General features: G+C 62.4%; 22 protein-coding genes. 14 read left to right on the forward strand and 8 right to left on the reverse strand.

The window, feature by feature from the left end; translation table 11 throughout:
- The first annotated feature begins 2 nt into the window (after positions 1-2).
- The 12 genes from ABLX76_RS07055 (at position 3) to ABLX76_RS07110 (ending at position 10,506) form a co-directional block, all read left to right on the forward strand.
- On the forward strand, positions 3-1,343 hold the full coding sequence (locus tag ABLX76_RS07055; RefSeq protein ID WP_348874306.1) for a cytochrome c: 1,341 nt from the start codon (positions 3-5) through the stop codon (positions 1,341-1,343).
- An 83-nt stretch (positions 1,344-1,426) separates the two neighbouring features.
- Positions 1,427-2,050: a cytochrome c biogenesis heme-transporting ATPase CcmA gene (gene ccmA / locus ABLX76_RS07060; protein WP_048297691.1), complete on the forward strand. Its 624-nt coding sequence runs from the start codon at positions 1,427-1,429 to the stop codon at positions 2,048-2,050.
- A complete protein-coding gene (gene ccmB, locus ABLX76_RS07065; RefSeq protein WP_023290026.1) occupies positions 2,047-2,706 on the forward strand; it encodes a heme exporter protein CcmB in 660 nt (219 codons plus the stop codon). The genes ccmA and ccmB overlap by 4 nt, the downstream gene beginning before the upstream one ends.
- A 49-nt stretch (positions 2,707-2,755) precedes the next feature.
- On the forward strand, positions 2,756-3,493 hold the full coding sequence (locus ABLX76_RS07070; protein ID WP_023290025.1) for a heme ABC transporter permease: 738 nt from the start codon (positions 2,756-2,758) through the stop codon (positions 3,491-3,493).
- Complete coding sequence (gene ccmD / locus ABLX76_RS07075; RefSeq protein WP_023290024.1) at positions 3,490-3,720, forward strand: heme exporter protein CcmD; 231 nt, start codon at positions 3,490-3,492, stop codon at positions 3,718-3,720. Before ABLX76_RS07070 ends, ccmD begins: the two co-directional genes overlap by 4 nt.
- Positions 3,704-4,162 (forward strand): cytochrome c maturation protein CcmE, encoded by a 459-nt coding sequence (gene ccmE, locus ABLX76_RS07080; protein WP_032453185.1) that lies wholly within the window; start codon positions 3,704-3,706, stop codon positions 4,160-4,162. The genes ccmD and ccmE overlap by 17 nt, the downstream gene beginning before the upstream one ends.
- Positions 4,159-6,111, forward strand: coding sequence for a heme lyase CcmF/NrfE family subunit (locus ABLX76_RS07085; RefSeq protein WP_348874308.1), 1,953 nt, complete (start codon positions 4,159-4,161; stop codon positions 6,109-6,111). The genes ccmE and ABLX76_RS07085 overlap by 4 nt, the downstream gene beginning before the upstream one ends.
- Entirely contained in the window at positions 6,108-6,662 is a 555-nt protein-coding gene (locus ABLX76_RS07090) for a DsbE family thiol:disulfide interchange protein (protein WP_348874310.1), read from the forward strand. Before ABLX76_RS07085 ends, ABLX76_RS07090 begins: the two co-directional genes overlap by 4 nt.
- An 11-nt stretch (positions 6,663-6,673) precedes the next feature.
- Entirely contained in the window at positions 6,674-7,120 is a 447-nt protein-coding gene (locus ABLX76_RS07095; protein WP_072096566.1) for a cytochrome c-type biogenesis protein, read from the forward strand.
- Positions 7,117-7,959 (forward strand): c-type cytochrome biogenesis protein CcmI, encoded by an 843-nt coding sequence (ccmI, locus tag ABLX76_RS07100; protein ID WP_101992876.1) that lies wholly within the window; start codon positions 7,117-7,119, stop codon positions 7,957-7,959. Before ABLX76_RS07095 ends, ccmI begins: the two co-directional genes overlap by 4 nt.
- Positions 7,960-9,303: 1,344 nt before the next feature.
- Entirely contained in the window at positions 9,304-9,777 is a 474-nt protein-coding gene (locus ABLX76_RS07105; protein WP_048297685.1) for a GNAT family N-acetyltransferase, read from the forward strand.
- A 339-nt stretch (positions 9,778-10,116) separates the two neighbouring features.
- Positions 10,117-10,506, forward strand: coding sequence for a hypothetical protein (locus ABLX76_RS07110; RefSeq protein WP_043519870.1), 390 nt, complete (start codon positions 10,117-10,119; stop codon positions 10,504-10,506).
- Positions 10,507-11,036: 530 nt separating this feature from the next.
- On the opposite strand, the gene ABLX76_RS07115 is transcribed toward ABLX76_RS07110, so the two are convergent.
- Entirely contained in the window at positions 11,037-11,261 is a 225-nt protein-coding gene (locus tag ABLX76_RS07115) for a hypothetical protein (RefSeq protein ID WP_136070129.1), read from the reverse strand.
- A gap of 26 nt (positions 11,262-11,287) precedes the next feature.
- Between ABLX76_RS07115 and ABLX76_RS07120 the strand changes: the two genes are divergently transcribed.
- Positions 11,288-11,650: a TonB family protein gene (locus ABLX76_RS07120; RefSeq protein ID WP_072096554.1), complete on the forward strand. Its 363-nt coding sequence runs from the start codon at positions 11,288-11,290 to the stop codon at positions 11,648-11,650.
- A 172-nt stretch (positions 11,651-11,822) separates the two neighbouring features.
- Here the strand turns inward: ABLX76_RS07120 and ABLX76_RS07125 are convergent, their stop codons facing one another.
- From ABLX76_RS07125 to budA, 3 genes are read right to left on the reverse strand one after another with little or no spacing between them, the layout of a single operon-like run.
- Entirely contained in the window at positions 11,823-12,593 is a 771-nt protein-coding gene (locus ABLX76_RS07125; protein WP_004151179.1) for a (S)-acetoin forming diacetyl reductase, read from the reverse strand.
- 23 nt (positions 12,594-12,616) lie between these two features.
- Positions 12,617-14,296, reverse strand: coding sequence for an acetolactate synthase AlsS (gene alsS, locus ABLX76_RS07130; protein ID WP_023290012.1), 1,680 nt, complete (start codon positions 14,294-14,296; stop codon positions 12,617-12,619).
- Between the two features lie 9 nt (positions 14,297-14,305).
- The gene (gene budA / locus ABLX76_RS07135) at positions 14,306-15,085 is read right to left on the reverse strand and encodes an acetolactate decarboxylase (protein ID WP_032453177.1); all 780 of its coding nucleotides are present in this window, start codon (positions 15,083-15,085) and stop codon (positions 14,306-14,308) included.
- Positions 15,086-15,191: 106 nt separating this feature from the next.
- Between budA and ABLX76_RS07140 the strand changes: the two genes are divergently transcribed.
- Positions 15,192-16,064, forward strand: coding sequence for a LysR family transcriptional regulator (locus ABLX76_RS07140; protein ID WP_004145376.1), 873 nt, complete (start codon positions 15,192-15,194; stop codon positions 16,062-16,064).
- 19 nt (positions 16,065-16,083) lie between these two features.
- Here ABLX76_RS07140 and ABLX76_RS07145 read toward each other — a convergent pair whose 3' ends face one another.
- From ABLX76_RS07145 to ABLX76_RS07160, 4 genes are read right to left on the reverse strand one after another with little or no spacing between them, the layout of a single operon-like run.
- Positions 16,084-16,854 (reverse strand): 3-hydroxybutyrate dehydrogenase, encoded by a 771-nt coding sequence (locus ABLX76_RS07145; protein ID WP_023290011.1) that lies wholly within the window; start codon positions 16,852-16,854, stop codon positions 16,084-16,086.
- 23 nt (positions 16,855-16,877) lie between these two features.
- Positions 16,878-18,272, reverse strand: a complete 1,395-nt coding sequence (locus ABLX76_RS07150; RefSeq protein ID WP_348874314.1) for a GntP family permease — start codon at positions 18,270-18,272, stop codon at positions 16,878-16,880.
- Between the two features lie 44 nt (positions 18,273-18,316).
- Positions 18,317-19,240, reverse strand: coding sequence for a 3-hydroxyacyl-CoA dehydrogenase family protein (locus ABLX76_RS07155; RefSeq protein ID WP_348874316.1), 924 nt, complete (start codon positions 19,238-19,240; stop codon positions 18,317-18,319).
- 11 nt (positions 19,241-19,251) lie between these two features.
- Complete coding sequence (locus ABLX76_RS07160) at positions 19,252-20,433, reverse strand: acetyl-CoA C-acetyltransferase (protein ID WP_348874318.1); 1,182 nt, start codon at positions 20,431-20,433, stop codon at positions 19,252-19,254.

The following is a 20,433-nucleotide window of genomic DNA, read 5'->3' on the forward strand; positions in this document are numbered from 1 at the left end:
AGATGATGAAAATGCAATGGTTATCGGCCCTGGTGCTTGGGGCATTGAGCTGCGCGGCCTTCGCCGAAGAGGCGCCTGCGGACAGCAATCTGATTAAGCAAGGGGAGTATCTGGCGCGGGCGGGGGACTGTGTCGCCTGCCACACCAACGGCAAAGCGGGCAAACCTTTCGCCGGCGGTCTGCCGATGGAGACGCCGATCGGCACCATCTACTCCACCAATATCACGCCGGATAAAGAACACGGCATCGGCGGGTACACCTTCGAAGAGTTCGACGACGCGGTGCGCAAGGGTGTGCGGAAAGACGGTTCCACGCTCTATCCGGCAATGCCGTATCCCTCATTCGCGCGGATCAGTGAAGCGGACATGCGCGCCATGTACGCCTACTTTATGCATGGCGTGGAGCCGGTGAATGTCGCCAACAAGGACACCGACATCCCGTGGCCGCTGTCGATGCGCTGGCCGCTGGCGTTCTGGCGCGGCATCTTCGCCCCGACGCCGAGCGACTTTGTCGCCAACCCGCAGGTTGACCCGGTGCTGGAGCGCGGTCGCTATCTGGTGGAAGGCCTGGGCCACTGCGGCGCCTGTCATACCCCGCGTAGCCTGACGATGCAGGAAAAAGCGCTCAGCGAAAGCGAAGGCGATGATTACCTGGCGGGCAGCAATGCGCCGATTGACGGCTGGGTCGCCTCCAGCCTGCGCGGCGAAAATCGCGACGGTCTGGGGACCTGGAGCGAAGCCGAGCTGGCTGAGTTCCTGAAAACCGGACGTAACGATAAATCGGTGGTCTTCGGCGGCATGAGCGATGTGGTGGAGCACAGTCTGCAGTATCTCTCTGATGACGACATCACCGCCATCGCCCGCTATCTGAAGTCGCTCCCGCCGCGCGGCGGCAAACAGACCCCAGCCCCGGTGGAAGACAGCGTGGCGAAAGATCTGTGGAAGGGTAACGACAGCAAAACCGGCGCCGCGCTGTATGTCGATAACTGCGCCGCCTGCCACCGCACCGACGGCGCGGGCTATCAGCGCGCCTTCCCGTCGCTGAAGGGCAACCCGGTGGTGCAGACCGAAGATGCCACTTCGCTTATTCACATCGTTCTGACCGGGAGCACCATGCCGGCGGTGAAAGATGCGGTCTCCAACCTGACCATGCCGTCGTTCGGCTGGCGTCTGGACGACCAGCAGGTGGCGGATGTGGTCAACTTCATCCGCACCAGCTGGGGCAACAACGCGCCGGCGGTCAGCGCCAGCGATGTGGCGAAGGTGCGTAAGGAGACCGCGGCGCACGATGAGAAGGCGTTAGGCAACGCCGATATCTCGAAGCTGCCGGGGGCCGGACAGTAACCGTCAGGGTTGCGTCGCCCGCGCGGCGCAACCCTGACTTAGCCAGGACGTAAAATACTGTCTGAATCAAGGAGTTTGCCTTCATGCTGCATGCAGAGCGACTGACCTGCATCGTTGACGATCGACCGCTGTTTGCGGAGCTGACGCTGTCCCTTGCTGCCGGCGAGCTGCTGCAGGTCGCCGGTGATAACGGCGCGGGGAAAACCTCGCTGCTGCGGATCCTTTGCGGCCTGGCGCGCCCGGAAAGCGGGGTGGTGAGCTGGCAGGGCCAGCCGCTGGCCCAGGTGCGGGAGTCATTTCACCGGCAGCTGCTGTGGCTGGGCCATAAGCCCGGCGTCAAAGCGGCGCTGACCGCCGATGAAAACCTGCGTTTCTTCTTTCCGGCCAGCCGCCTTCAGCAGCGGGAAAGCGCCCTCGCCGCCGTCGGCCTGGCGGGCTATGAAGATCTCCCCTTAAGCCAGCTCTCCGCCGGGCAGCAGCGCCGGGTGGCGTTAACCCGCCTGTGGTTAACCGATGCGCCGCTGTGGATCCTCGATGAGCCGTTCACCGCCCTCGACGCCACGGCGATAGAAACCCTGACCCGTCGCCTGGAGCAGCACGCCCGGCAGGGGGGAAGCGCGATCCTCACCACCCATCAGCCGCTGCGGCCGCTGGGCTGCCCGTTGCGCACCCTGCGCCTCGGCGACGACGGCGGGAGGCGGCAATGATGAGAGCGCTGTTGGCCCGGGAACTGCGCCTGGCGTGGCGCAGCGGGGCAGAGATCCTCAATCCGCTATGGTTCTTTCTGATCGTCATCACCCTGTTTCCGTTCGGCGTCGGCGCCGCGCCGCAGCTGCTGGCGCAGATTGCGCCGGGCGTGGTGTGGGTCGCCGCGCTGCTGGCGGCGCTGCTGGTGATGGATCGGTTGTTTCGCGACGACTGGCAGGACGGTTCCCTGGAGCAGCTGATGCTTCTGCCGACGCCGCTGGTGGCGGTGGTGCTGGTGAAGGTGGTCGCTCACTGGATGATGAGCGGCCTGCCGCTGCTGATCGTCTCGCCGCTGGCGGCGCTGCTGCTGGGGATGAATCTGCACGACGCCGGCGTGCTGGCGCTGACCTTGCTGCTTGGCACGCCGACGCTCAGTTTTCTTGGCGCGGTGGGGGTTGGCCTGACCGTCGGCCTGAAGCGCGGCGGCGTCCTGCTGAGCCTGCTGGTGCTGCCGCTGGCGGTGCCGCTGCTAATTTTCGCCACCGCGGCCTGCCAGGCGGCGGCCGCCGGGCTTCCGGTCGGCGGCTATCTGGCGATGCTGGCGGCGTTCTTAACCGCCAGCGCCACCCTGTGCCCGTTCGCCACCGCCGCCGCGCTGCGGCTGACCGTGCAATAATTCGCTGCGCCTGCGGGCGCGGCCATCATAACCGTGTGAGTAAGCGTCTATGTGGAAAGCGTTACATCAACTGGCGATCCCCGAGCGGCTGTACCGCCTGTGCGGGTGCTGGATCCCCTGGCTGGCGGCGTTGAGCGCGCTGTTGCTGGTCATCGGCCTGGGGTGGGGCTTTGGCTTCGCCCCGGCGGACTATCAGCAGGGGGAAAGCTACCGGATCATGTATCTTCACGTCCCGGCGGCGATGTGGTCGATGGGGCTGTACCTGGCGATGGCCGTCGCGGCCTTCGTCGGGGTGGTCTGGCAGATCAAAATGGCCGACCTGGCGATCGCCGCCCTGGCGCCGGTAGGGGCGGTCTGCACCCTGGTGGCGCTGGTCAGCGGCGCGGCGTGGGGCAAGCCGATGTGGGGGACCTGGTGGATCTGGGACGCCCGCCTGACCTCGGAGCTGGTGCTGCTGTTTCTGTATGCCGGCGTCATCGCCCTGTGGCACGCCTTTGACGACCGCCGCCTGGCCGGGCGCGCGGCGGGGATCCTCGTCCTGGTCGGGGTGGTCAATCTGCCCATCATTCATTACTCGGTTTACTGGTGGAACACCCTGCACCAGGGCTCGACCAACCTGCAGCAAACCATCGACCCGAGCATGCGTCTGCCGCTGCGGATCTGCATTTTTGCTTTCCTCGCGCTGTCGGTCACCCTGACCCTGATGCGCCTGCGTAACCTGATCCTCCAGCTGGAACGTCGTCGGCCGTGGGTGGTGGCGCTGGCTAACAAAGGAGCCGCCCGATGAGCCCCGCTTTTTCTTCGTTCGCCGCCTTCCTGAATATGGGCGGCTATGCCCTGTACGTCTGGCTGGCGGTGGCCGTGGCCATCGCCGCCTTTGGCCTGCTGACGGTTCATACCCTGTGGGCGCGGCGGGCGCTATTCCAGGAGGTGCGACGCCAGCAGGCGCGCGAGCGGCGGATCGCGGCCGCTCGCGAACATGACAAGGAGGCCGCGGATGCAAGCGCGTCGTAAAACCCGGCTGTATATCGTGCTGGCGGTGCTCGCCGGCCTTGGGCTGACCGTCAGCCTGACGCTGTACGCCCTGAGCAGCAATATCGATCTGTTCTACACCCCGGGAGAAATTATCTACGGTAAAACGGAAACCCGGGCGCTGCCCCATACCGGGCAGCGCCTGCGGGTGGGAGGCTACGTTCAGCCCGGCTCCCTGCAGCGCGACCCGCAAACCCTCGACGTGCGCTTTAAGCTGTATGACGCCCGCGGGGTCGTGGACGTCAGCTATAAGGGCATTCTGCCGGACCTGTTCCGTGAAGGACAGGGCGTGGTGGCCCAGGGCGTTCTGGACGGCGAGCGGCATATCACCGCTCAGCAGGTGCTGGCCAAGCATGATGAAAATTACACCCCGCCGGAGGTGAAAAACGCCATGACGCCGGCGAAAGCGGAGGCGCAGCCATGATGCCGGAGCTGGGCAACTTTTTATTGTGTCTGGCGGCGGGGCTGGCGCTGCTTCTGAGCGTCTATCCCCTGTGGGGCGCGGCGCGGCAGGACTGGCGGCTGATGGCCCTGGCGCGGCCGCTGGCCTGTGGGCTGTTCGCCTGCATCGGCGGCGCCTTCCTGCTGCTGGTGCACGCCTTCGTGGTCAACGATTTTACCGTCCGCTACGTGGCGGAAAACTCCAACAGCGCGCTGCCGGTGTGGTATCGGGTGGCGGCGACCTGGGGGGCGCACGAGGGCTCGCTGCTGCTGTGGGTCCTGCTGCTCAGCGTCTGGACCTTCGCCGTCGCCCTCTTCAGCCGCCGGATGCCGCTCGACGCCGTCGCCCGGGTGCTGGCGGTGATGGGGATGATCGCCTTTGGGTTCCTGCTTTTCATCCTCTTTACCTCCAACCCGTTCAGCCGTGGCCTGCCGCAGTACCCCATTGACGGCCGCGAACTTAATCCGCTGCTGCAGGATATCGGCATGATTTTTCATCCGCCGATCCTCTATATGGGGTACGTCGGCTTCTCGGTGGCTTTCGCCTTCGCCATCGCCTCGCTGCTGGCGGGGCGGCTGGACACCGCGTGGGCGCGCTGGTCGCGTCCCTGGACCCAGGCGGCGTGGATGTTCCTCACTCTCGGCATCGTGCTGGGCTCGGCGTGGGCCTATTACGAACTGGGGTGGGGCGGCTGGTGGTTCTGGGACCCGGTGGAAAACGCCTCGTTTATGCCGTGGCTGGTAGGGACCGCGCTGCTGCACTCCCTGGCGGTGACCGAGAAGCGCGGCAGCTTCCGCGCCTGGACGGTGCTGCTGGCCATCGCCGCCTTCTCCCTGTGCCTGCTGGGCACCTTCCTGGTGCGCTCCGGCGTGCTGGTCTCGGTGCATGCCTTCGCCTCGGATCCATCGCGCGGGCTGTTTATTCTGGCGCTGCTGATTGTCGCCATCGGCGGGTCGCTGCTGCTGTACGCCCTGAAGGGCGGCAGGGTGCGGGCGCGGGTGGAACATACGCTGTGGTCGCGCGAGTCGTTCCTGCTTGGCAACAATATCTTGCTGATGGCCGCGATGCTGGTGGTGCTCCTCGGAACGCTGCTGCCGCTGGTGCATAAAGAGCTGGGCCTCGGCAGCATCTCCATCGGCGAGCCGTTCTTTAACACCATGTTCACCGCCCTGATGGCGCCGTTTGCGCTGCTGCTGGGGCTGGGACCGCTGATCCGCTGGCGGCGCGATGACGTCGCCAGGCAGATTAAGCGCCTGGTGATCGCCCTGGTGGTGACGTTGTCACTTTCTCTGGCGCTGCCGTGGCTGCTGCAGGATCGTATCACCGCGATGGCGGTCATTGGCCTGATGATGGCCCTGTGGGTGCTGATCTTCGCCCTGATGGAGGTTCACGAACGGGCCACCCATCGCCACGGCTTCTGGCGCGGCCTGCGGACGCTGACCCGCAGCCAGTGGGGGATGGTGCTTGGTCACGTCGGCGTGGCGGTGACCGTTATCGGCATCACCTTTAGCCAGAACTACAGCGTGGAGCGCGATGTACGGATGCGCCCCGGCGACAGCATCGATATCCACCGCTATCACTTTGTGTTTAACGGCGTGCGCAATATCGTCGGCCCCAACTGGACCGGCGGGGAAGGCATTATTGCCGTGACCCGCAACGGCCGCCCGGAAGCGACGCTGTATGCCGAGAAGCGCTTTTACACCGCCAGCCGGATGATGATGACCGAGGCGGCGATCAGCGGCGGGCTGACCCGCGATCTGTACGCCGCGCTGGGAGAAGAACTGAGCGACGGCAGCTGGGCGGTGCGTCTGTACTACAAACCGTTCGTTCGCTGGATCTGGTACGGCGGGGTGCTGATGGCCCTCGGCGGTCTGTGCTGCATGCTCGACCCGCGCTACCGGATGCGTAAGAAGCTGCAGGAGGCCTCATGAACCGGAAGCTACTGTTTATCCCGCTGGTGCTGTTTCTGGCGCTGGCCGCCGCGCTGTTCTGGCAACTGATGCGTAACGCCGATGGCGACGACCCGACGACCCTCGAGTCGGCGCTGATTGGTAAACCGCTGCCGGAATTTCGTCTTGAAGCGCTGAATACCCCCGGCCAGACGCTGGACCGGCGGACGCTGATTGACGGCAAGCCGTTGCTGCTTAACGTCTGGGCCACCTGGTGCCCAACCTGTCGCGCCGAGCATCAGTTTCTCAACGGCCTGGCGCAGCAGGGCGTGCGGGTGGTGGGGATGAACTACAAAGACGATCGGGAGAAGGCGATCAGCTGGCTGCAGCGCCTGGGTAATCCGTACAGGCTGAGCCTGTACGACGGCAACGGCATGCTCGGCCTGGATCTGGGGGTTTATGGCGCGCCGGAGACGTTTCTCATCGACGGTCAGGGCATTATCCGCTGGCGGCACGCCGGCGACCTGAACGACCGGGTGTGGCGCGAGGAGCTCCAGCCGCTGTGGAATCAATACAACCGGGGGGCGGGCTGATGAGAGGTGTCATAGGCATCCTGCTGGCGCTGATGCTGACCGGCCAGGCGTGGGCCGCCATCGATACCTGGCAGTTTAAAGACGAGGCCCAGGAGCAGGCGTTCCGCGAGATCACCTCCCGGCTGCGCTGCCCGAAATGCCAGAACAACAGCATCGCCGACTCGAACGCGATGATTGCCGCCGATATGCGGCAGAAGGTGTACGAGCTGATGCAGCAGGGGAAAACGAAAGGGCAGATCGTTGACTATATGGTGGCCCGCTACGGCAATTTTGTCAGCTACGAGCCGCCGCTGACCGCGGGCACGGTGCTGCTGTGGCTGGGGCCGGGGCTGTTCGTCCTGGCGGGCGCGGGGGTGATTATCGCCCGCGCGCGTCGTCGCGATATTCCTGACGCGGCGCTCAGCGTCGAAGAGCGCCAGCGGCTGGCTGCATTATTGAAAGAAGGAAAAGAACGATGAGCCTGTTGGTGGTTATCGCCGGGCTGTTGCTGGCTGGCGCGCTGGGGCTGCTGTACTTCCCGTGGTCGGGCAAAGGGGCGGTGGACCGCGATACCCTCAACCGCGCCCTGTATCAGTCGCGCCTGCAGGAGCTGGCGCAGGAGCGCGGCGAGGACAACCCGGCGCTGGTCGTCGAGCTCCAGCGCACGCTGCTGACGGATATCCCGCCCCAGGCACAGCCTGGCGAACGGCCGCTAAGCCGCTGGGCGCTGTTTCCGGGCGCGCTGCTGCTGGTGGTCCTGAGCCTGGGCCTGTATCTGAAAACCAGCGATATTGGCCAGGTGCTGCTCTGGCAGCAGGCGGAGCGGCATTATCCTGCGCTGCTGCAGCAGGTTAAGGACCCGACCGCGCCGCCGCTGCGTATGGATGAGCTGGCGGAGCTGCGGCTTGGCCTGCGCAGCCATCTGCAGAATACTCCGCACGACCTCGCCGGCTGGCAGCTGCTTGGGCGGCTGGGGCTGTTGTTGAACGATGGCGAGACGGCGATCGGCGCTTTTGGCCGGGCGCATGCGCTGGCGGCGGACGACCCGGCGGCGGCTTTCGATTATGCCAGCGCGCTGGTGCGGGCGGGGGATAGCGGTCAGGTCCGGATGGGCGAGCTGCTGCTGCGCGACCTGCATCAGCGACAGCCGACCAGCCTGCCGGTGCTGGAGATGCTGGCCCTGAGCGCGGTGCGTAATGAAGATTACCCCGAAGCCGTGGCGGCCCTGCAGGCGTTGCTGGCCCGGCTGCCGGAAGGGGATGCGCGGCGCGAGGCGATTGTCCGCCAGCTGGCGCAGGCGCAGCAGCAGGCGCAGTAACTGCCCGGCGGCGCTGAACGTGGGGTCTACCGCGAGGACGGTACGGACAGCCCTGGTTTTGTAGGTCGGGTCAGGCGCAGCCGCCGCCCGGCACAAAATCGGCTCCGTGCCCGCTGTCCTTGCCCGGCGGCGCTACGCTTGCGCGGGCCTACTAAGGGCGCGAATAGAGCACCAAATCGCGGGCAGCCTTTGTAGGCCGGGTAAGCGAAGCGCCACCCGGCAACATGTTGAGCTCGGAGCCTGATACCTTCCCGGCGGCGCTGCGTTAGCGTGGGCCTGGGGATATGAGCTGACGGGAGGCCTTTGTAGGCCGGGTAAGCGAAGCGCCACCCGGCAACATGGCGGGCACGGAGCGATAGCTTGCCCGGCGGCGGGGGAGACTGTTATCGGTTTACAGGTTCTCAGCCCGGGGAAAGTGTTTATCACGCGTGGCTTCAGCGTAAGCGTAGTTTGCGCTCCCGGTTAGTCTTCTGCGTTATGTCTGGCATGGCGCAGGGAGCGCACAGGGGGCGGCCAGTCGCCGCCGCCCCCTGTACCCCCGGGCTCCGGCCAGCAAAATCGCCGCTGCGTGGTACCTTCGACTTATCCCTGCAGGCTTCGGGCCGGGCGGAGGCAGCGTCCGTACAAAACACGGCCCTTAGCCCGCATCCATGCGGGGTGCCCCGGCCTTCCGGGAACGTCTCAGCGATGTTGAGGCCGCCAGCACCGGCAGTTTCAGTAGCCCCAGCGCCAGCGGTGATTTGGGGCTCCAGGCCGGGTAAGGTGTAGCTGTCACCCGGCAAAATACGGCACAAGAGCGGCACAAATACGGCACAACACCGTAGCCGGGATAAGGCGTCACGCATCGCTATCCGGGATTCTCCCTGCTGGCGCTATGATCAGCCGCTTCCGTGTTAATCTCCAGGTGTCGCAGGAATCACTGAAGACTCTCCCCCTTAGCATCAGCTGCAGGCTGCCGCTTAGGCCCCGGAGATCACTCTCTTAAGGTTGCAAGCGCGGTAGAACTCGATCAACGAGGTTAAAAGGGGCTTCAGCGCGGAACGTGAGTTAAGGCTAATCAGGGCAGGGGGACCGGCAGAATTTATAACCCGATAACCGACTGCGCTGGGCCTTCAGCGCCATTTGGCTGGACTGCCACAGGGACATCATCTGGCGCTGTCATGCCGCTGACGCGGCATACTGAAGCTCGTCGATGTTGTAAGTGTACGAATGCTATTACAGAATTTCACGTCTACTGTGTGCCAGGAGCGGACATTGTCGCCTCACTCAAATTTGATGGGTATGCTTTAGAACTTTTATGGTAGATGTAAATAGCTCGCAGAATAAAACGTACAAGGAAAAGCTATGAAGATCAGACTTGCTGTGCCTGTAGAGGCAGAAGAATGCTGGAACATTCGAAATCAGGCTATACGTTACGGATGTAAGAATAGTTATGATGATGCGGTTATTGCAGCCTGGACACCGGAAAAAATGCCTGAAAGCTACAGGAATGTCATTGTAGCGAATCCTTTTTTCGTTGTTGCTGCTGATGGCAGACTATTAGCTACAGGCTATCTTGATCTATCTACAGGAAGTATTGAGGCTGTATTTACGTTACCTCGATATACAGGTAAAGGGTTAGGTAGTCAGATTATTGAAGCCATCAAAAGTGAAGCTCGTGAACGTGGATTTGAGCAATTGACTTTGTCCTCAACACCTAATGCCCAGACTTTTTATGAGAAGCATGGTTTCAAACTTATGCAGGAAAGCATGTATCCCTCTGCCTTGGCGCAGGCTGAACTGCGCTGCATGGAAATGTCTATAAATCTCCTGGGATAGTAGTTCGCTGTCTAATCGCAATGATCACTATACCCAGTAACCACTGCAGATAGATCTTAAAAGCTTCAAAAATTAACGTCCGCTCTTTGCACCGTCCGGACCTTGCTTAGCATGAATTTCTTCTGTGCCCAAGTGCGGAAGTGGTTACAACATTCTGTGTGGTGCAACGGGGAGCGTGTCAAAGGAGTCAAGCTGGCAATCAGGCAGAGCTTGAAATTACGCTAGGGACTAAAATCAGTCCTGCCATCGCAACACTAAATTAGCGTCAAGAAACGCTTTAGATTGCCGACATATACATTTAACGTTATCCCTGAAAATAAACAAAATGGATTGAGCCGTATGAAAAAACTTTTACTTCTTTTTCCGCTGGTGTTTACTGCGCCGGTACAGGCTTCTGAAGTCACGGTAGGTCAGATTTGTAAGGCTACTTCTGCTGCGATGTTTGGCCGTGACCATAAGATCATGCAACTGGATAAAGTTGAATCAGGTATTGCCTACGTACATTATATCCGACAGAACGATGGCACCCGTTGGGCAATAAAGTGCAAACTTATAGGTGATCAGGTTATGTGGGCATCTGATAACCCTGACAGCACCGGTCGCTGGCGGGATGATCCTGCGGACAGTACAGTCAAATATTCTATTGATGGTAAAAAAATAATTATTACCGAGCTCTATAGTGACGGTTCCAGTACCACGAACTCTTATCCCTTGAAGCAGCTAAAATGACTTTGACCTGCTCTCCGTTGATTACGGCACCTCAATGTTAGTAACGTAGTTGTGGGAGTTGCAAACTTCCGCTCCTCGCTTATGGCGGACCTTTGGCTCACCTGGTTTGTCCGCTTGATGCCAGGAGCGGAAAGCGCTGACATCACCAGGTACCACTCAACGCGGCGCAAGCCAGTCAGATAGTTAGCGAGTTTTTGTAGGCCGGGTAAGGCGCAGCCGCCACCCGGCAAAAATACGGCACAAGAGCGGCCCAACAGTGTAGCCGGGATAAGGCGTCACGCATCGCTATCCGGGATTCTCCCTGCTGGCGCTATGCTCAGCCGCTTTCGTGTTAGGCTCCCAGGCGTAGCTGGAATCACTGAAGTACATTCCCCTTAGTGTCAGCAGCAGGCTGCCGCTTAGGCCCCGGAGAACACACCCTTAACGCTGCAAGCGCGGTAGATCCCGAGCACCGGAGTTAAAAAGGATTAGCTGAACGTCTTCATCGCGGGACGCGAATCCATGCTAATCACTTGAGGGTTTTAGCTCGCTCATGTTCCCCGACGAACCGGATAGCGCTGCTGACAACTGGCAAAAGAGTCGTTGATGTAGTCGCTCAGCGCCCACTTGTCCTGATAGCCAAACGTCCTCGGGAATGGATGCAGTACGAAGCGCCAGGTCAGGAGGTCAACGTGATTGCTGCTGAAGACGCGGTGTTCACGGATCATCTCATCTGGTAACCTGTCACGCGCGCCGTTGGTAACGTAAATATTCATGGTGAACTTTGGAACTCAGACAATTTATGAAAACTAGCAGACTATTCACGCTAATTTTGCCATTGTTACTGACACTCTGCGCCAGTACAGAGGCCAGCGCCAGCACACCTTCAGGCAGCATTTCCTCTGCAAACACATCAATTACCACTCGTGATAAGAACGGAAACCTACTGCCGAGTTTCCTGCGGATTCAGTACGATGTCGATTCAGATGGCAGAGTTCAGAATGTAAAAATACTTGAATCGACAACGACGCCGGAGTTGGAACATCAAGTCATTGATAAAATGATTAAAAAATGGCGCTTTGAAAAGGGCAAACCGGGAATAGCTCAAAGATTAGTCGTCAAGATCCCACCCAAATCAGACGGCGGTCCCGCGAATAAGCAGTAAGCACTTTTAATGACTAGTCGCCTGACGCAACGTCTACGTCTTTAACGTCCCCGGGGCGCCTGGAGGGGACTCTACCTATCAATAAAGGGTTCGTTTTACCGTAAGCTTACTCTCAAACAAAAAAAGCCCCTGCATATCAGCAGGGGCAAGCCATGTCAGAGCTTATTATTTATTAGTTAAACACCATCCCGCCGTCGATCAGCAATGACTGACCGGTCATATAATCAGAATCCGGGCTGGCAAGATAGGAGACGCAGGCGGCGACATCTTCCGGTTCGGACAGACGACCAAGGGTGATGCGTTTGGCGAACTCGGCGGTACCGTAGCCCAGCGGTTTACCGGCAGCTTCGGACACCTGGCGGTCAATTTCGGCCCACATCGGCGTTTTGACGATCCCCGGGCAGTAGCCGTTGACCGTGATGCCCAGCGGCGCGAGGTCGCGAGCGGCGGTCTGGGTTAAGCCGCGTACGGCGAATTTACTGGAGCTATATACCGCCAGCTCCGGGTTGCCGACGTGGCCGGCCTGGGAACAGGCGTTAATGATTTTCCCGCCGTGACCCTCTTTCTTAAAGGCCTCGACCGCCGCCTGAATGCCCCAGATCACCCCCTTAACGTTGATGTTGTAGACTTTATCGACAATCTCCGGGGTAATGGACTCGATCGGCGTGGACGGCGCCACGCCGGCGTTGTTGACGATGACGTCGAAGCCGCCCAGCGTTTTGCGCGCCTGTTCGACAGCGGCAAACACCTGATCGCGGTCGGAGACATCCACTTTCACCGCCATGGCGCGGCCGCCGGCCTGGTTGATTTCGGAGGCGACCGCTTTGGCGGTGGCGTCGTTATAATCGGCAATGGCCACGGCAAATCCATCCTTCACCAGACGAAGGGCGATAGCTTTACCAATCCCCTGGCCAGCGCCGGTAACAAGTGCGACTTTTTTCATTTTCCTTTCCTTATTGTGATGACTTACAGAATCTGACTCAGATGCAGCTGACCCATCAGCAGCGGGTTATCGCGATAATCCACCGGGATGGCCACTACCGCCGGGCCGTCGACGTCCATCGCCGCGCGCAGGGTCGGCTCCAGCGCCTCAGCGCTTTCCACGGCAAACCCTTTGGCGCCGAAGGACTCGGCATAGGCTTTAAAATCCATCGGCCCGAACTCGACGCCGGACAGGCGCTGATATTTTTTCTCTTCCTGGATGGCCACCATGTTGTAACCGTTATCGACCCAGATCAGGTGCAGCACGTTGGCTTTCAGGCGGACGGCGGTCTCCAGTTCCATGCTCGACTGCAGGAAGCCGCCGTCGCCGGAGACGGAGACCACTTTGCGCTCAGGATTGACCAGCCAGGCGCCGATGGCCCAGGGCAGGGCGACGCCCATGGTCTGCTGGCCGTTGGAGATCATCACCTGACGGGCGCGGAAGCTGTACAGGTAGCGGGCGATCCAGATATGGAAGCTGCCCATGTCCACGGTCAGCGTGACGTCGCTGTTGACGATATCCTGCATCGCGCGAACGATACGCAGCGGATGCAGGGCAAACTGATTCAGCTGCGCGCCGCGGCGGTCCAGCAGTTCGCGCTGGTGCTGGCGGTCGCGGAGGATCTCCGCCGCCTGCGGGGAGAGCACCAGCCGGCGATCGATATTTTGCGCCAGCTTGCTGAGGGTGCCGGCGATATCGCCCACCAGCTCGACGTCCGGGGTATAGTTGCGTTCTTCATAGGCGGGCAGGACGTCGATATGCACCAGCGTCGCGTTGCCGCTGTTCCACATCGCCGGTTCATATTCCACCGGGCTGTAGCCGATGCAGATCACCAGGTCGGCGAGCTGCAGCAGACGGTCCCCGGCCTGGTTGTTAAACAGCCCGACCCGGCCGGCGAAGCGAGAGAAGTTATCCTGATTCACCGCCCCGGCGGCCTGATAGGTGCTGGTGACCGGAATATGGCTGGCCTCCAGCAAACGGCGTAGCGCCGCGCTGTTTTCCGGCTGGCTGGCCATCAGGCCGAGCAGGAAGATCGGGTTCTTCGCCTGAGCGATAAGCTTCGCCACCTGGTCGATGGCGGCATCCGGCGCGGCGCCCATCTGCGGGGCCCCACTGGCCGGCAGCACTTTGCCGCTGACCGGGCCATCGACCACATCCTGCGGCAGACTGACGAAAGCGCTGCCCGGGCGGCCCTGCTCGGCGGCGCGGAAGGCGTTGGAGACCACTTCCGCCAGCGCGTCCGGCGCGGTCACCTCGACGGCGTATTTCGTCACCGGGCTGAACATCGCCACCGTATCCATACTCTGGTGGACCTGTTTGGCCTTATCGGCGCGTTTCACCGCGCCGCCCAGGGCTACCACCGGGTCGCCTTCGCTGTTGGCGGTGGCCATACCGGTGATCAGGTTGGAACAGCCCGGACCGGAGGTGACCAGCGCCACGCCCGCTTTACCGGTAATGCGCCCGACGGCGGCGGCCATAAAGGCGGCGTTAGCTTCGTGGCGTACCGGAATAATGCGAATGGAGGAATCCAGCAGTGAGTCGAATACCTTGTCGATTTTGGCGCCAGGGATGCCGAACACCTGACGTACCCCCTGGGCTTCCAGCTGGCTGACGACGAGATCGGCGCCGTGCGCCCACTGGCGTACCGGATACTGTTTGTCCATGTGACCCCCTTAACTTTCTACGGAACGGATGGCGGCATCGAGATTATCGGGATGCAGATTGGCCTGAAGGAACGCGCTGTCGGCGGGCAGGTCGATCATCAGCTTGTGAATTTCGCCGAAGGTCAATACCCCGTGGTCGAGCTGGTAATCCAGCAGGTGACCGCCGCCTTTGCGGTCATCGGTAATAAAGTGCTCGTGATACCCGGCGACGTTGATCCCCTGCATATGCTGCGGGGTACGGAAGCCGACCAGCACCCCTTCGCGCTGGTTAAAGCGGAACACCGGCTGATCGTCGAGGACGTCGGTCATCGCCCGGTACGGCGGCGTCTGGCGCGGCACGGTGCGGGTATGGGCATGGCGGAAATGGCCGTCGATGCGCAGGGCGCAGAACAGGTTGTCAGAGGGGATTTGCTGGTCGATCACCTCGTGCAGCTGCTGGCGGCTCACCGGATGGTCGAAGGTTTTCCGGTACTGCGGCTGGAACCAGGTCATCACCGCGAACGGCGTTTTCTGATCCGGCTGGGCTTTGCGCGCGCTGCCGTCGGCCCGCAGCTGATAGACCTGACTGCTGAAGGCGATCAGCTCCCCGTCCAGCTCATTAAAGGTGCCGAGACCGAAATCGCCGTGCTTCAGCAGGTCCGCGATGGTGGTGCTGCCTTCGTAAACCCCGCTCAGCAGGGCGCTCATGAGCGATGTTTGATAGAGCACGCTCTCGGGATGCTGCGCGGAAAACGCCCGCAGGGTTTCGCACAGACTCTCTTCGCAGGTGCATTCAGCAGAATGATTCATATACCACTTCCTCGTTCAACAAATATAAGAAAGGTTAAATAAATGTTGACCCGATTCAGCTCACAGTTCCAATATAGAAACCATGCTGGTTTGAGACGTTTTCGATATGGAACTTCGTTATCTTCGCTATTTTGTCGCCGTCGCCAGGACGCGGCACTTCACCCAGGCCGCCAAGGAACTGGGTATTTCACAGCCTCCGTTAAGTCAGCAAATTCAGCGGCTTGAGCGCGAGGTGGGGACCCCGCTGTTTCGGCGTTTGACCCGCGGGGTGGAGCTCACCGAGGCCGGTGAGTCGTTCTATGAGGATGCCCGCCAGATCCTCGCCATGAGCGATGCGGCGCTGGAGAAGGCCAAGGGCATTGCCCGCGGGATGAACGGCAGCCTGTCGCTAGGCATTACCAGTTCTGATGCTTTCCACCCGCAAATCTTCACGCTGCTGCACCGTTTTCAGCTCGATCATCCCGGGGTGACCCTGCACCAGATGGAAGACAATATGGCCAATCTGATGACCGCCCTGAGCGAGGCCGAGCTGGACATCGCCTTCGTCCGTCTGCCGTGCGAGAGCAGTAAAGCCTTTAATCTGCGGATTATCGATGAGGAGCCGATGGTTATCGCGCTGCCGCGCGATAACCCGCTGGCGACGCAGCCGACCCTGGCCCTGGAGCAGCTGCGCGACGTGGCGCCGATCCTCTTCCCGCGGGAGGTGGCCCCGGGGCTGTATGAGCTGGTGTACAACAGCTGCCTGCGCGCCGGCATCGATATGGAGCGCGCCTGGCAGTCGTCGCAGATTTCGTCATCGCTGAGCATGGTCAATGCCGGGTTCGGCTTCGCGCTGGTCCCGCAGTCGATGACCTGCATTCAACAGCCGAACGTCAGCTATCACCCGCTCAGCGGGGCGCCGCTGAAGACCGATATCGCCATCGCCTGGCGGCGCTTCGAGCGCTCGCGCACGGTGAAACGCTTTCTGGCGATGTTCTGATCGTCGCGACGCCTGCGGTCTACTGCGCCACCCAGCCGCCGTCCATGTTCCACGCCGCGCCGCGCACCTGGGCGGCGGCGTCACTGCACAGAAACAGCGCCATTTCGCCCAGCTGCTGCGGGGTGACAAACTCCCCGGAGGGCTGTTTTTCCGCCAGCAGCTGCGCGCTGGCCTGCTGCGGATCGACCCCTTCGGCGATGCGCTTATCGATCTGCTGCTGCACCAGCGGGGTCAGCACCCAGCCGGGGCAGATGGCGTTGCAGGTGATGCCGCTGCGCGCGGTTTCCAGGGCCACGGTTTTGGTCAGGCCGACCACCGCGTGCTTGGCGGCGACATAGGCCGATTTCTCTTTCGACGCCACCAGGCCATGCACTGAGGCAATGTTGATGATGCGCCCCCAGTCGCGCTGGCGCATGCCTGGCAGCGCCAGGCGGGTGGTGTGGAAGACGCTGGAGAGATTGATCGCGATGATGTCGTTCCATTTGTCCACCGGGAACTGCTCCACCGGGGCGACGTGCTGGATACCGGCGTTATTGATCACAATATCGACGCCGCCGAAGGTGCTTTCGGCATAGCGCATCATCGCCTCGATCTGCCCGACGTCGCGCAGGTCGGCGTCGTGATAGCCGGGGATCTTGCCCAGCGCGGCGACTTCAGCGCGGGCGTGGCTGCTGTCGCCGAAGCCATTGAGCACCAGCTGGGCGCCTGCCTGCGCCAGCACTTTGGCGATCCCTAAGCCGATGCCGCTGGTGGAGCCGGTGACCAGCGCCGTTTTACCGTCTAAATTCATTTTATTACTCCTTCAATCTGGTATCAGACAATGCCGGTCACATAGAACGTGGCAATGACAAACAGCACCGCGAGGCTTTTGATCACCGTGATGGCGAAAATGCCGCCGTAGGCCTGGCGATGGCTCAGGCCGGTGATCGCCAGCAGGGTGATCACCGCCCCGTTATGCGGCAGGGTGTCCATGCCGCCGCTGGCCATGGCGGCGACGCGGTGCAGGACCTCCAGCGGAATATTGGCGGCGTGGGCGGCGGCGACAAAGGTTTCGGACATCGCCGCCAGGGCGATGCTCATTCCCCCGGAGGCCGAGCCGGTGATCCCGGCCAGCACCGTGACGCTGATCGCCTCGTTTAACAGCGGATTGGGAATGGCCGCGAGGGCTTTCGACAGCACCAGGAAACCCGGCAGGGCGGCGATAACCGCGCCGAAGCCATACTCAGAGGCGGTGTTCATCGCCGCGAGAATCGCCCCGCCCACCGCCGTCCGGCTCCCCTCCGCCAGCCGGCCGCGAATATTGCGATAGCCGCAGACCAGCACCAGCACAATGCCGGAGAGCAGCGCCGCCTGTACCGCCCAGATGGCGGTGATTTTCCCCACCTCGGTGACGACAGGCTTCGCCAGACCCGGCAGGGTGAGCTCATGGCTGGCGCCGTACCATTGCGGGATCCAGTGGGTAAACAGCAGATTCAGCACCCCCACCAGCAGCAGCGGGGCGATTGCGATCAGCGGATGCGGCAGGTCGATGTCATCCGGGGTCTCCGGCTCATTTTGCAGATTGGTCCCATAGCCTTCGCCGCTGGCCTGCGCTTTGCGGCGCTGGCGCTCCAGCCACAGCAAACCGAAGAGGATAATTAACAGCGAGCCGATAAGCCCCAGCCACGGGGCTGCCCAGGCGTTGGTGCCGAAGAAGCTGGTGGGAATAATATTCTGGATCTGCGGCGTGCCGGGCAGGGCGTCCATGGTAAACGAGAACGCGCCGAGGGCGACGGTGGCGGGGATCAGCCGTTTGGGGATCCCGCTCTGGCGAAACAGCTCGGCGGCGAAAGGGTAGACGGCAAAGGCCACCACAAACAGCGACACCCCGCCGTAGGTCAGCAGGGCGCACACCAGCACGATCACCGGGATCGCGTGGCGGCGGCCGAGGATGCGGATGGCGGCGGCGACAATCGACCGTGAGAATCCCGACAGCTCAATCAGCTTGCCGAACACCGCGCCCAGCAGAAACACCGGGAAATAGAGCTTTACAAAGCCGACCATTTTTTCCATAAACAGGCCGGTAAAGGCCGGGCCGACCGCGCCCGGGTCGGTGAGCAGCACCGCGCCGAGGGCGGCGATCGGCGCAAAGAGGATCACGCTGTATCCACGGTAGGCTGCCAGCATCAGTAACGCCAGCGCGGCCAGGGCTATTATCACACTCATCACGACGTCTCACTCTCATTGTTATTGTAGGGGTACAGAACGCGATACTAGGGCTTCAGGGCGTAGCGAAGCTGATGTTCCCGGCGCGACTGGATGCGCTGGCGCCGCGCCTCGTCCCAGCGGTAAAAGCCTTGTCCACTGCGGGCGCCGGTGTCGCCTCGCGCCACCTTTTCCGCCACCAGCGCCATCATCTCGCTCCCGCTGGCCAGCTCCGGCAGCAGGTGCTGGCAGATATCCTGGACCGTCGCCAGCCCGGTCATGTCCGCTGCCTCCAGCGGGCCGACCATCGCATAGCGGCGGCCCAGCGAGGCGCGCATCACCTGGTCCACTACCTCGGCAGAGGCAATGCCGCTGTGGACGATATGCAGCGCTTCGCGCAGCAGGGCGAACTGCAGCCGGTTGCCGACAAAGCCCGGCGCGGCGCGATTGAGCACCACCGCTTCCAGCGCGCAGGCGGCGCAAAAGTCGCTTACCTGGCGCGCCAGATGGGGCAGCGTGGCGCTCCCGGGCACCACTTCCACCAGCGGGATCAGGTGCGGCGGATGCCAGAAATGAGCGATCAGCAGCCGTTCCGGAAGGCGCATGCCCTGCGCCAGCCGATCCGGCGGCAGGCCGCTGGTGTTGCTGGCGATAATCGCCTCGTCGGCGATCAGCGTTTCCAGTTCGGCATACAGGGCGTGCTTCAGCGCCAGCCGTTCGGGGATCGCTTCAATCAGCAGCGTGGCGTCGGCCAGCGCCTGCAGCGCCGGAGTGGGGGTTAAACGGCTCAGTACGGCGTCGCGGTCGGCGGGATCCTGCTGACCGCTCGCCTCCAGCTCGCGCAGGATCGCCCCGGCCACCGTGGGCACCTCGGCAAGACGTTGCGGATCGGTGTCATACAGGCGCACGGCGTGACCGTGACGGGCGAAATGGCAGGCGATGCCGACGCCCATCAGTCCCGCGCCGAGTACCGCCAGACGTGGTGTAAACATAGTGGCTCCTGTTAACGTTGAAGGGTCATGGCGATGCCCTGGCCGCCGCCGACGCACAGGGTGGCCAGCCCTTTGCTGGCGCCCCGGCGCTGCATCTCATGCACCAGGCTGACGAGGATCCGGCAGCCGGAGGCGCCGATGGGATGGCCGAGGGCGATGGCGCCGCCGTTGACATTGACCTTCTCGCTGTCCCATTCGAGCAGCTGCCCGACGGCCAGCGCCTGGACGGCAAAGGCCTCGTTGGCTTCGATAAGATCCACCTCGTCCAGCGTCCAGCCGGCATGCTGCAGCGCCTGGCGGCAGGCGCTCACCGGGCCGATGCCCATCACCGACGGGTCGACCCCGGCGACCGCCGCGCTGACGATGCGCGCCAGCACCGGCAGCCCAAGCTCGCGGGCTTTATCGACGCTCATCAGCAGGACCGCCGCAGCGCCGTCGTTCAGGGATGAGGCATTCCCGGCGGTGACGCTGCCGTCAGCCGGGCGAAACGCCGGGCGCAGCTGGGCCAGCTGCTGCTCGCTGGTCTCCGGGCGCGGTTGCTCATCGTCGGTCACGACACGCGGCGGCTTTTTGCCCTGCGGGACGCTGACCGGGACGATCTCCTCGCGAAAGCGTCCGGCGGCGATAGCGGCCGCCGCTTTGCGCTGGGAGCTGGCGGCGAAGGCGTCCTGGCGCTCGCGGCTGATGTCGAAGGCATCGGCGAGGTTCTCGGCGGTAATGCCCATGTGGTAGTCGTTAAAGGCGTCCCACAGGCCGTCCTGGATCATGCTGTCCTGCAGGCTGGCGTGGCCGAAACGCAGGCCGTCGCGGGCGCCGTGCATCAGATAGGGAGCATTGCTCATGCTCTCCTGGCCGCCGGCGATAACGATCCCGGCGTCGCCGCAGCGGATCGCCTGCACCGCCTGCTGAACCGCTTTCAACCCGGAGCCGCACACCAGATTGACGGTGACCGCCGGGGTGTCCACCGGCAGGCCGGCCTGCAGCGCGGTCTGGCGCGCCGGGTTCTGCCCGCAGCCGGCGGTGAGCACCTGGCCGAAAATCAGTTCATCGACCGCCGCGGCGGGCAGCTGGCAGCGTTCAAGCAGGCTGCGCACCACCGTCGCGCCGAGGTCGACGGCGGAAAGCGGGGCGAAGGCGCCGCGAAAGCTGCCGACCGGGGTGCGTACTGCAGCAACAATGGCAATATCGGTCAT

The organism is Klebsiella sp. JB_Kp004 (genome assembly GCF_040065795.1).
In the GTDB taxonomy this organism is placed as follows: domain Bacteria; phylum Pseudomonadota; class Gammaproteobacteria; order Enterobacterales; family Enterobacteriaceae; genus Klebsiella; species Klebsiella quasipneumoniae.

Bases quoted from the DNA above. Each gene is read 5' to 3' on its own strand.
- ABLX76_RS07160 (WP_348874318.1), bottom strand. From the start codon at position 20,433: ATGACCGATATTGCCATTGTTGCTGCAGTACGCACCCCGGTCGGCAGC.
- ABLX76_RS07120 (WP_072096554.1), top strand. From the start codon at position 11,288: ATGAAAACTAGCAGACTATTCACGCTAATTTTGCCATTGTTACTGACA.
- ABLX76_RS07155 (WP_348874316.1), bottom strand. From the start codon at position 19,240: ATGTTTACACCACGTCTGGCGGTACTCGGCGCGGGACTGATGGGCGTC.
- ABLX76_RS07140 (WP_004145376.1), top strand. From the start codon at position 15,192: ATGGAACTTCGTTATCTTCGCTATTTTGTCGCCGTCGCCAGGACGCGG.
- budA (WP_032453177.1), bottom strand. From the start codon at position 15,085: ATGAATCATTCTGCTGAATGCACCTGCGAAGAGAGTCTGTGCGAAACC.
- ABLX76_RS07125 (WP_004151179.1), bottom strand. From the start codon at position 12,593: ATGAAAAAAGTCGCACTTGTTACCGGCGCTGGCCAGGGGATTGGTAAA.
- ABLX76_RS07055 (WP_348874306.1), top strand. From the start codon at position 3: ATGATGAAAATGCAATGGTTATCGGCCCTGGTGCTTGGGGCATTGAGC.
- ccmI (WP_101992876.1), top strand. From the start codon at position 7,117: ATGAGCCTGTTGGTGGTTATCGCCGGGCTGTTGCTGGCTGGCGCGCTG.
- ABLX76_RS07115 (WP_136070129.1), bottom strand. From the start codon at position 11,261: ATGAATATTTACGTTACCAACGGCGCGCGTGACAGGTTACCAGATGAG.
- ABLX76_RS07145 (WP_023290011.1), bottom strand. From the start codon at position 16,854: ATGAATTTAGACGGTAAAACGGCGCTGGTCACCGGCTCCACCAGCGGC.
- ABLX76_RS07105 (WP_048297685.1), top strand. From the start codon at position 9,304: ATGAAGATCAGACTTGCTGTGCCTGTAGAGGCAGAAGAATGCTGGAAC.
- ccmE (WP_032453185.1), top strand. From the start codon at position 3,704: ATGCAAGCGCGTCGTAAAACCCGGCTGTATATCGTGCTGGCGGTGCTC.
- ABLX76_RS07090 (WP_348874310.1), top strand. From the start codon at position 6,108: ATGAACCGGAAGCTACTGTTTATCCCGCTGGTGCTGTTTCTGGCGCTG.
- alsS (WP_023290012.1), bottom strand. From the start codon at position 14,296: ATGGACAAACAGTATCCGGTACGCCAGTGGGCGCACGGCGCCGATCTC.
- ccmA (WP_048297691.1), top strand. From the start codon at position 1,427: ATGCTGCATGCAGAGCGACTGACCTGCATCGTTGACGATCGACCGCTG.
- ABLX76_RS07070 (WP_023290025.1), top strand. From the start codon at position 2,756: ATGTGGAAAGCGTTACATCAACTGGCGATCCCCGAGCGGCTGTACCGC.
- ccmB (WP_023290026.1), top strand. From the start codon at position 2,047: ATGATGAGAGCGCTGTTGGCCCGGGAACTGCGCCTGGCGTGGCGCAGC.
- ccmD (WP_023290024.1), top strand. From the start codon at position 3,490: ATGAGCCCCGCTTTTTCTTCGTTCGCCGCCTTCCTGAATATGGGCGGC.
- ABLX76_RS07085 (WP_348874308.1), top strand. From the start codon at position 4,159: ATGATGCCGGAGCTGGGCAACTTTTTATTGTGTCTGGCGGCGGGGCTG.
- ABLX76_RS07110 (WP_043519870.1), top strand. From the start codon at position 10,117: ATGAAAAAACTTTTACTTCTTTTTCCGCTGGTGTTTACTGCGCCGGTA.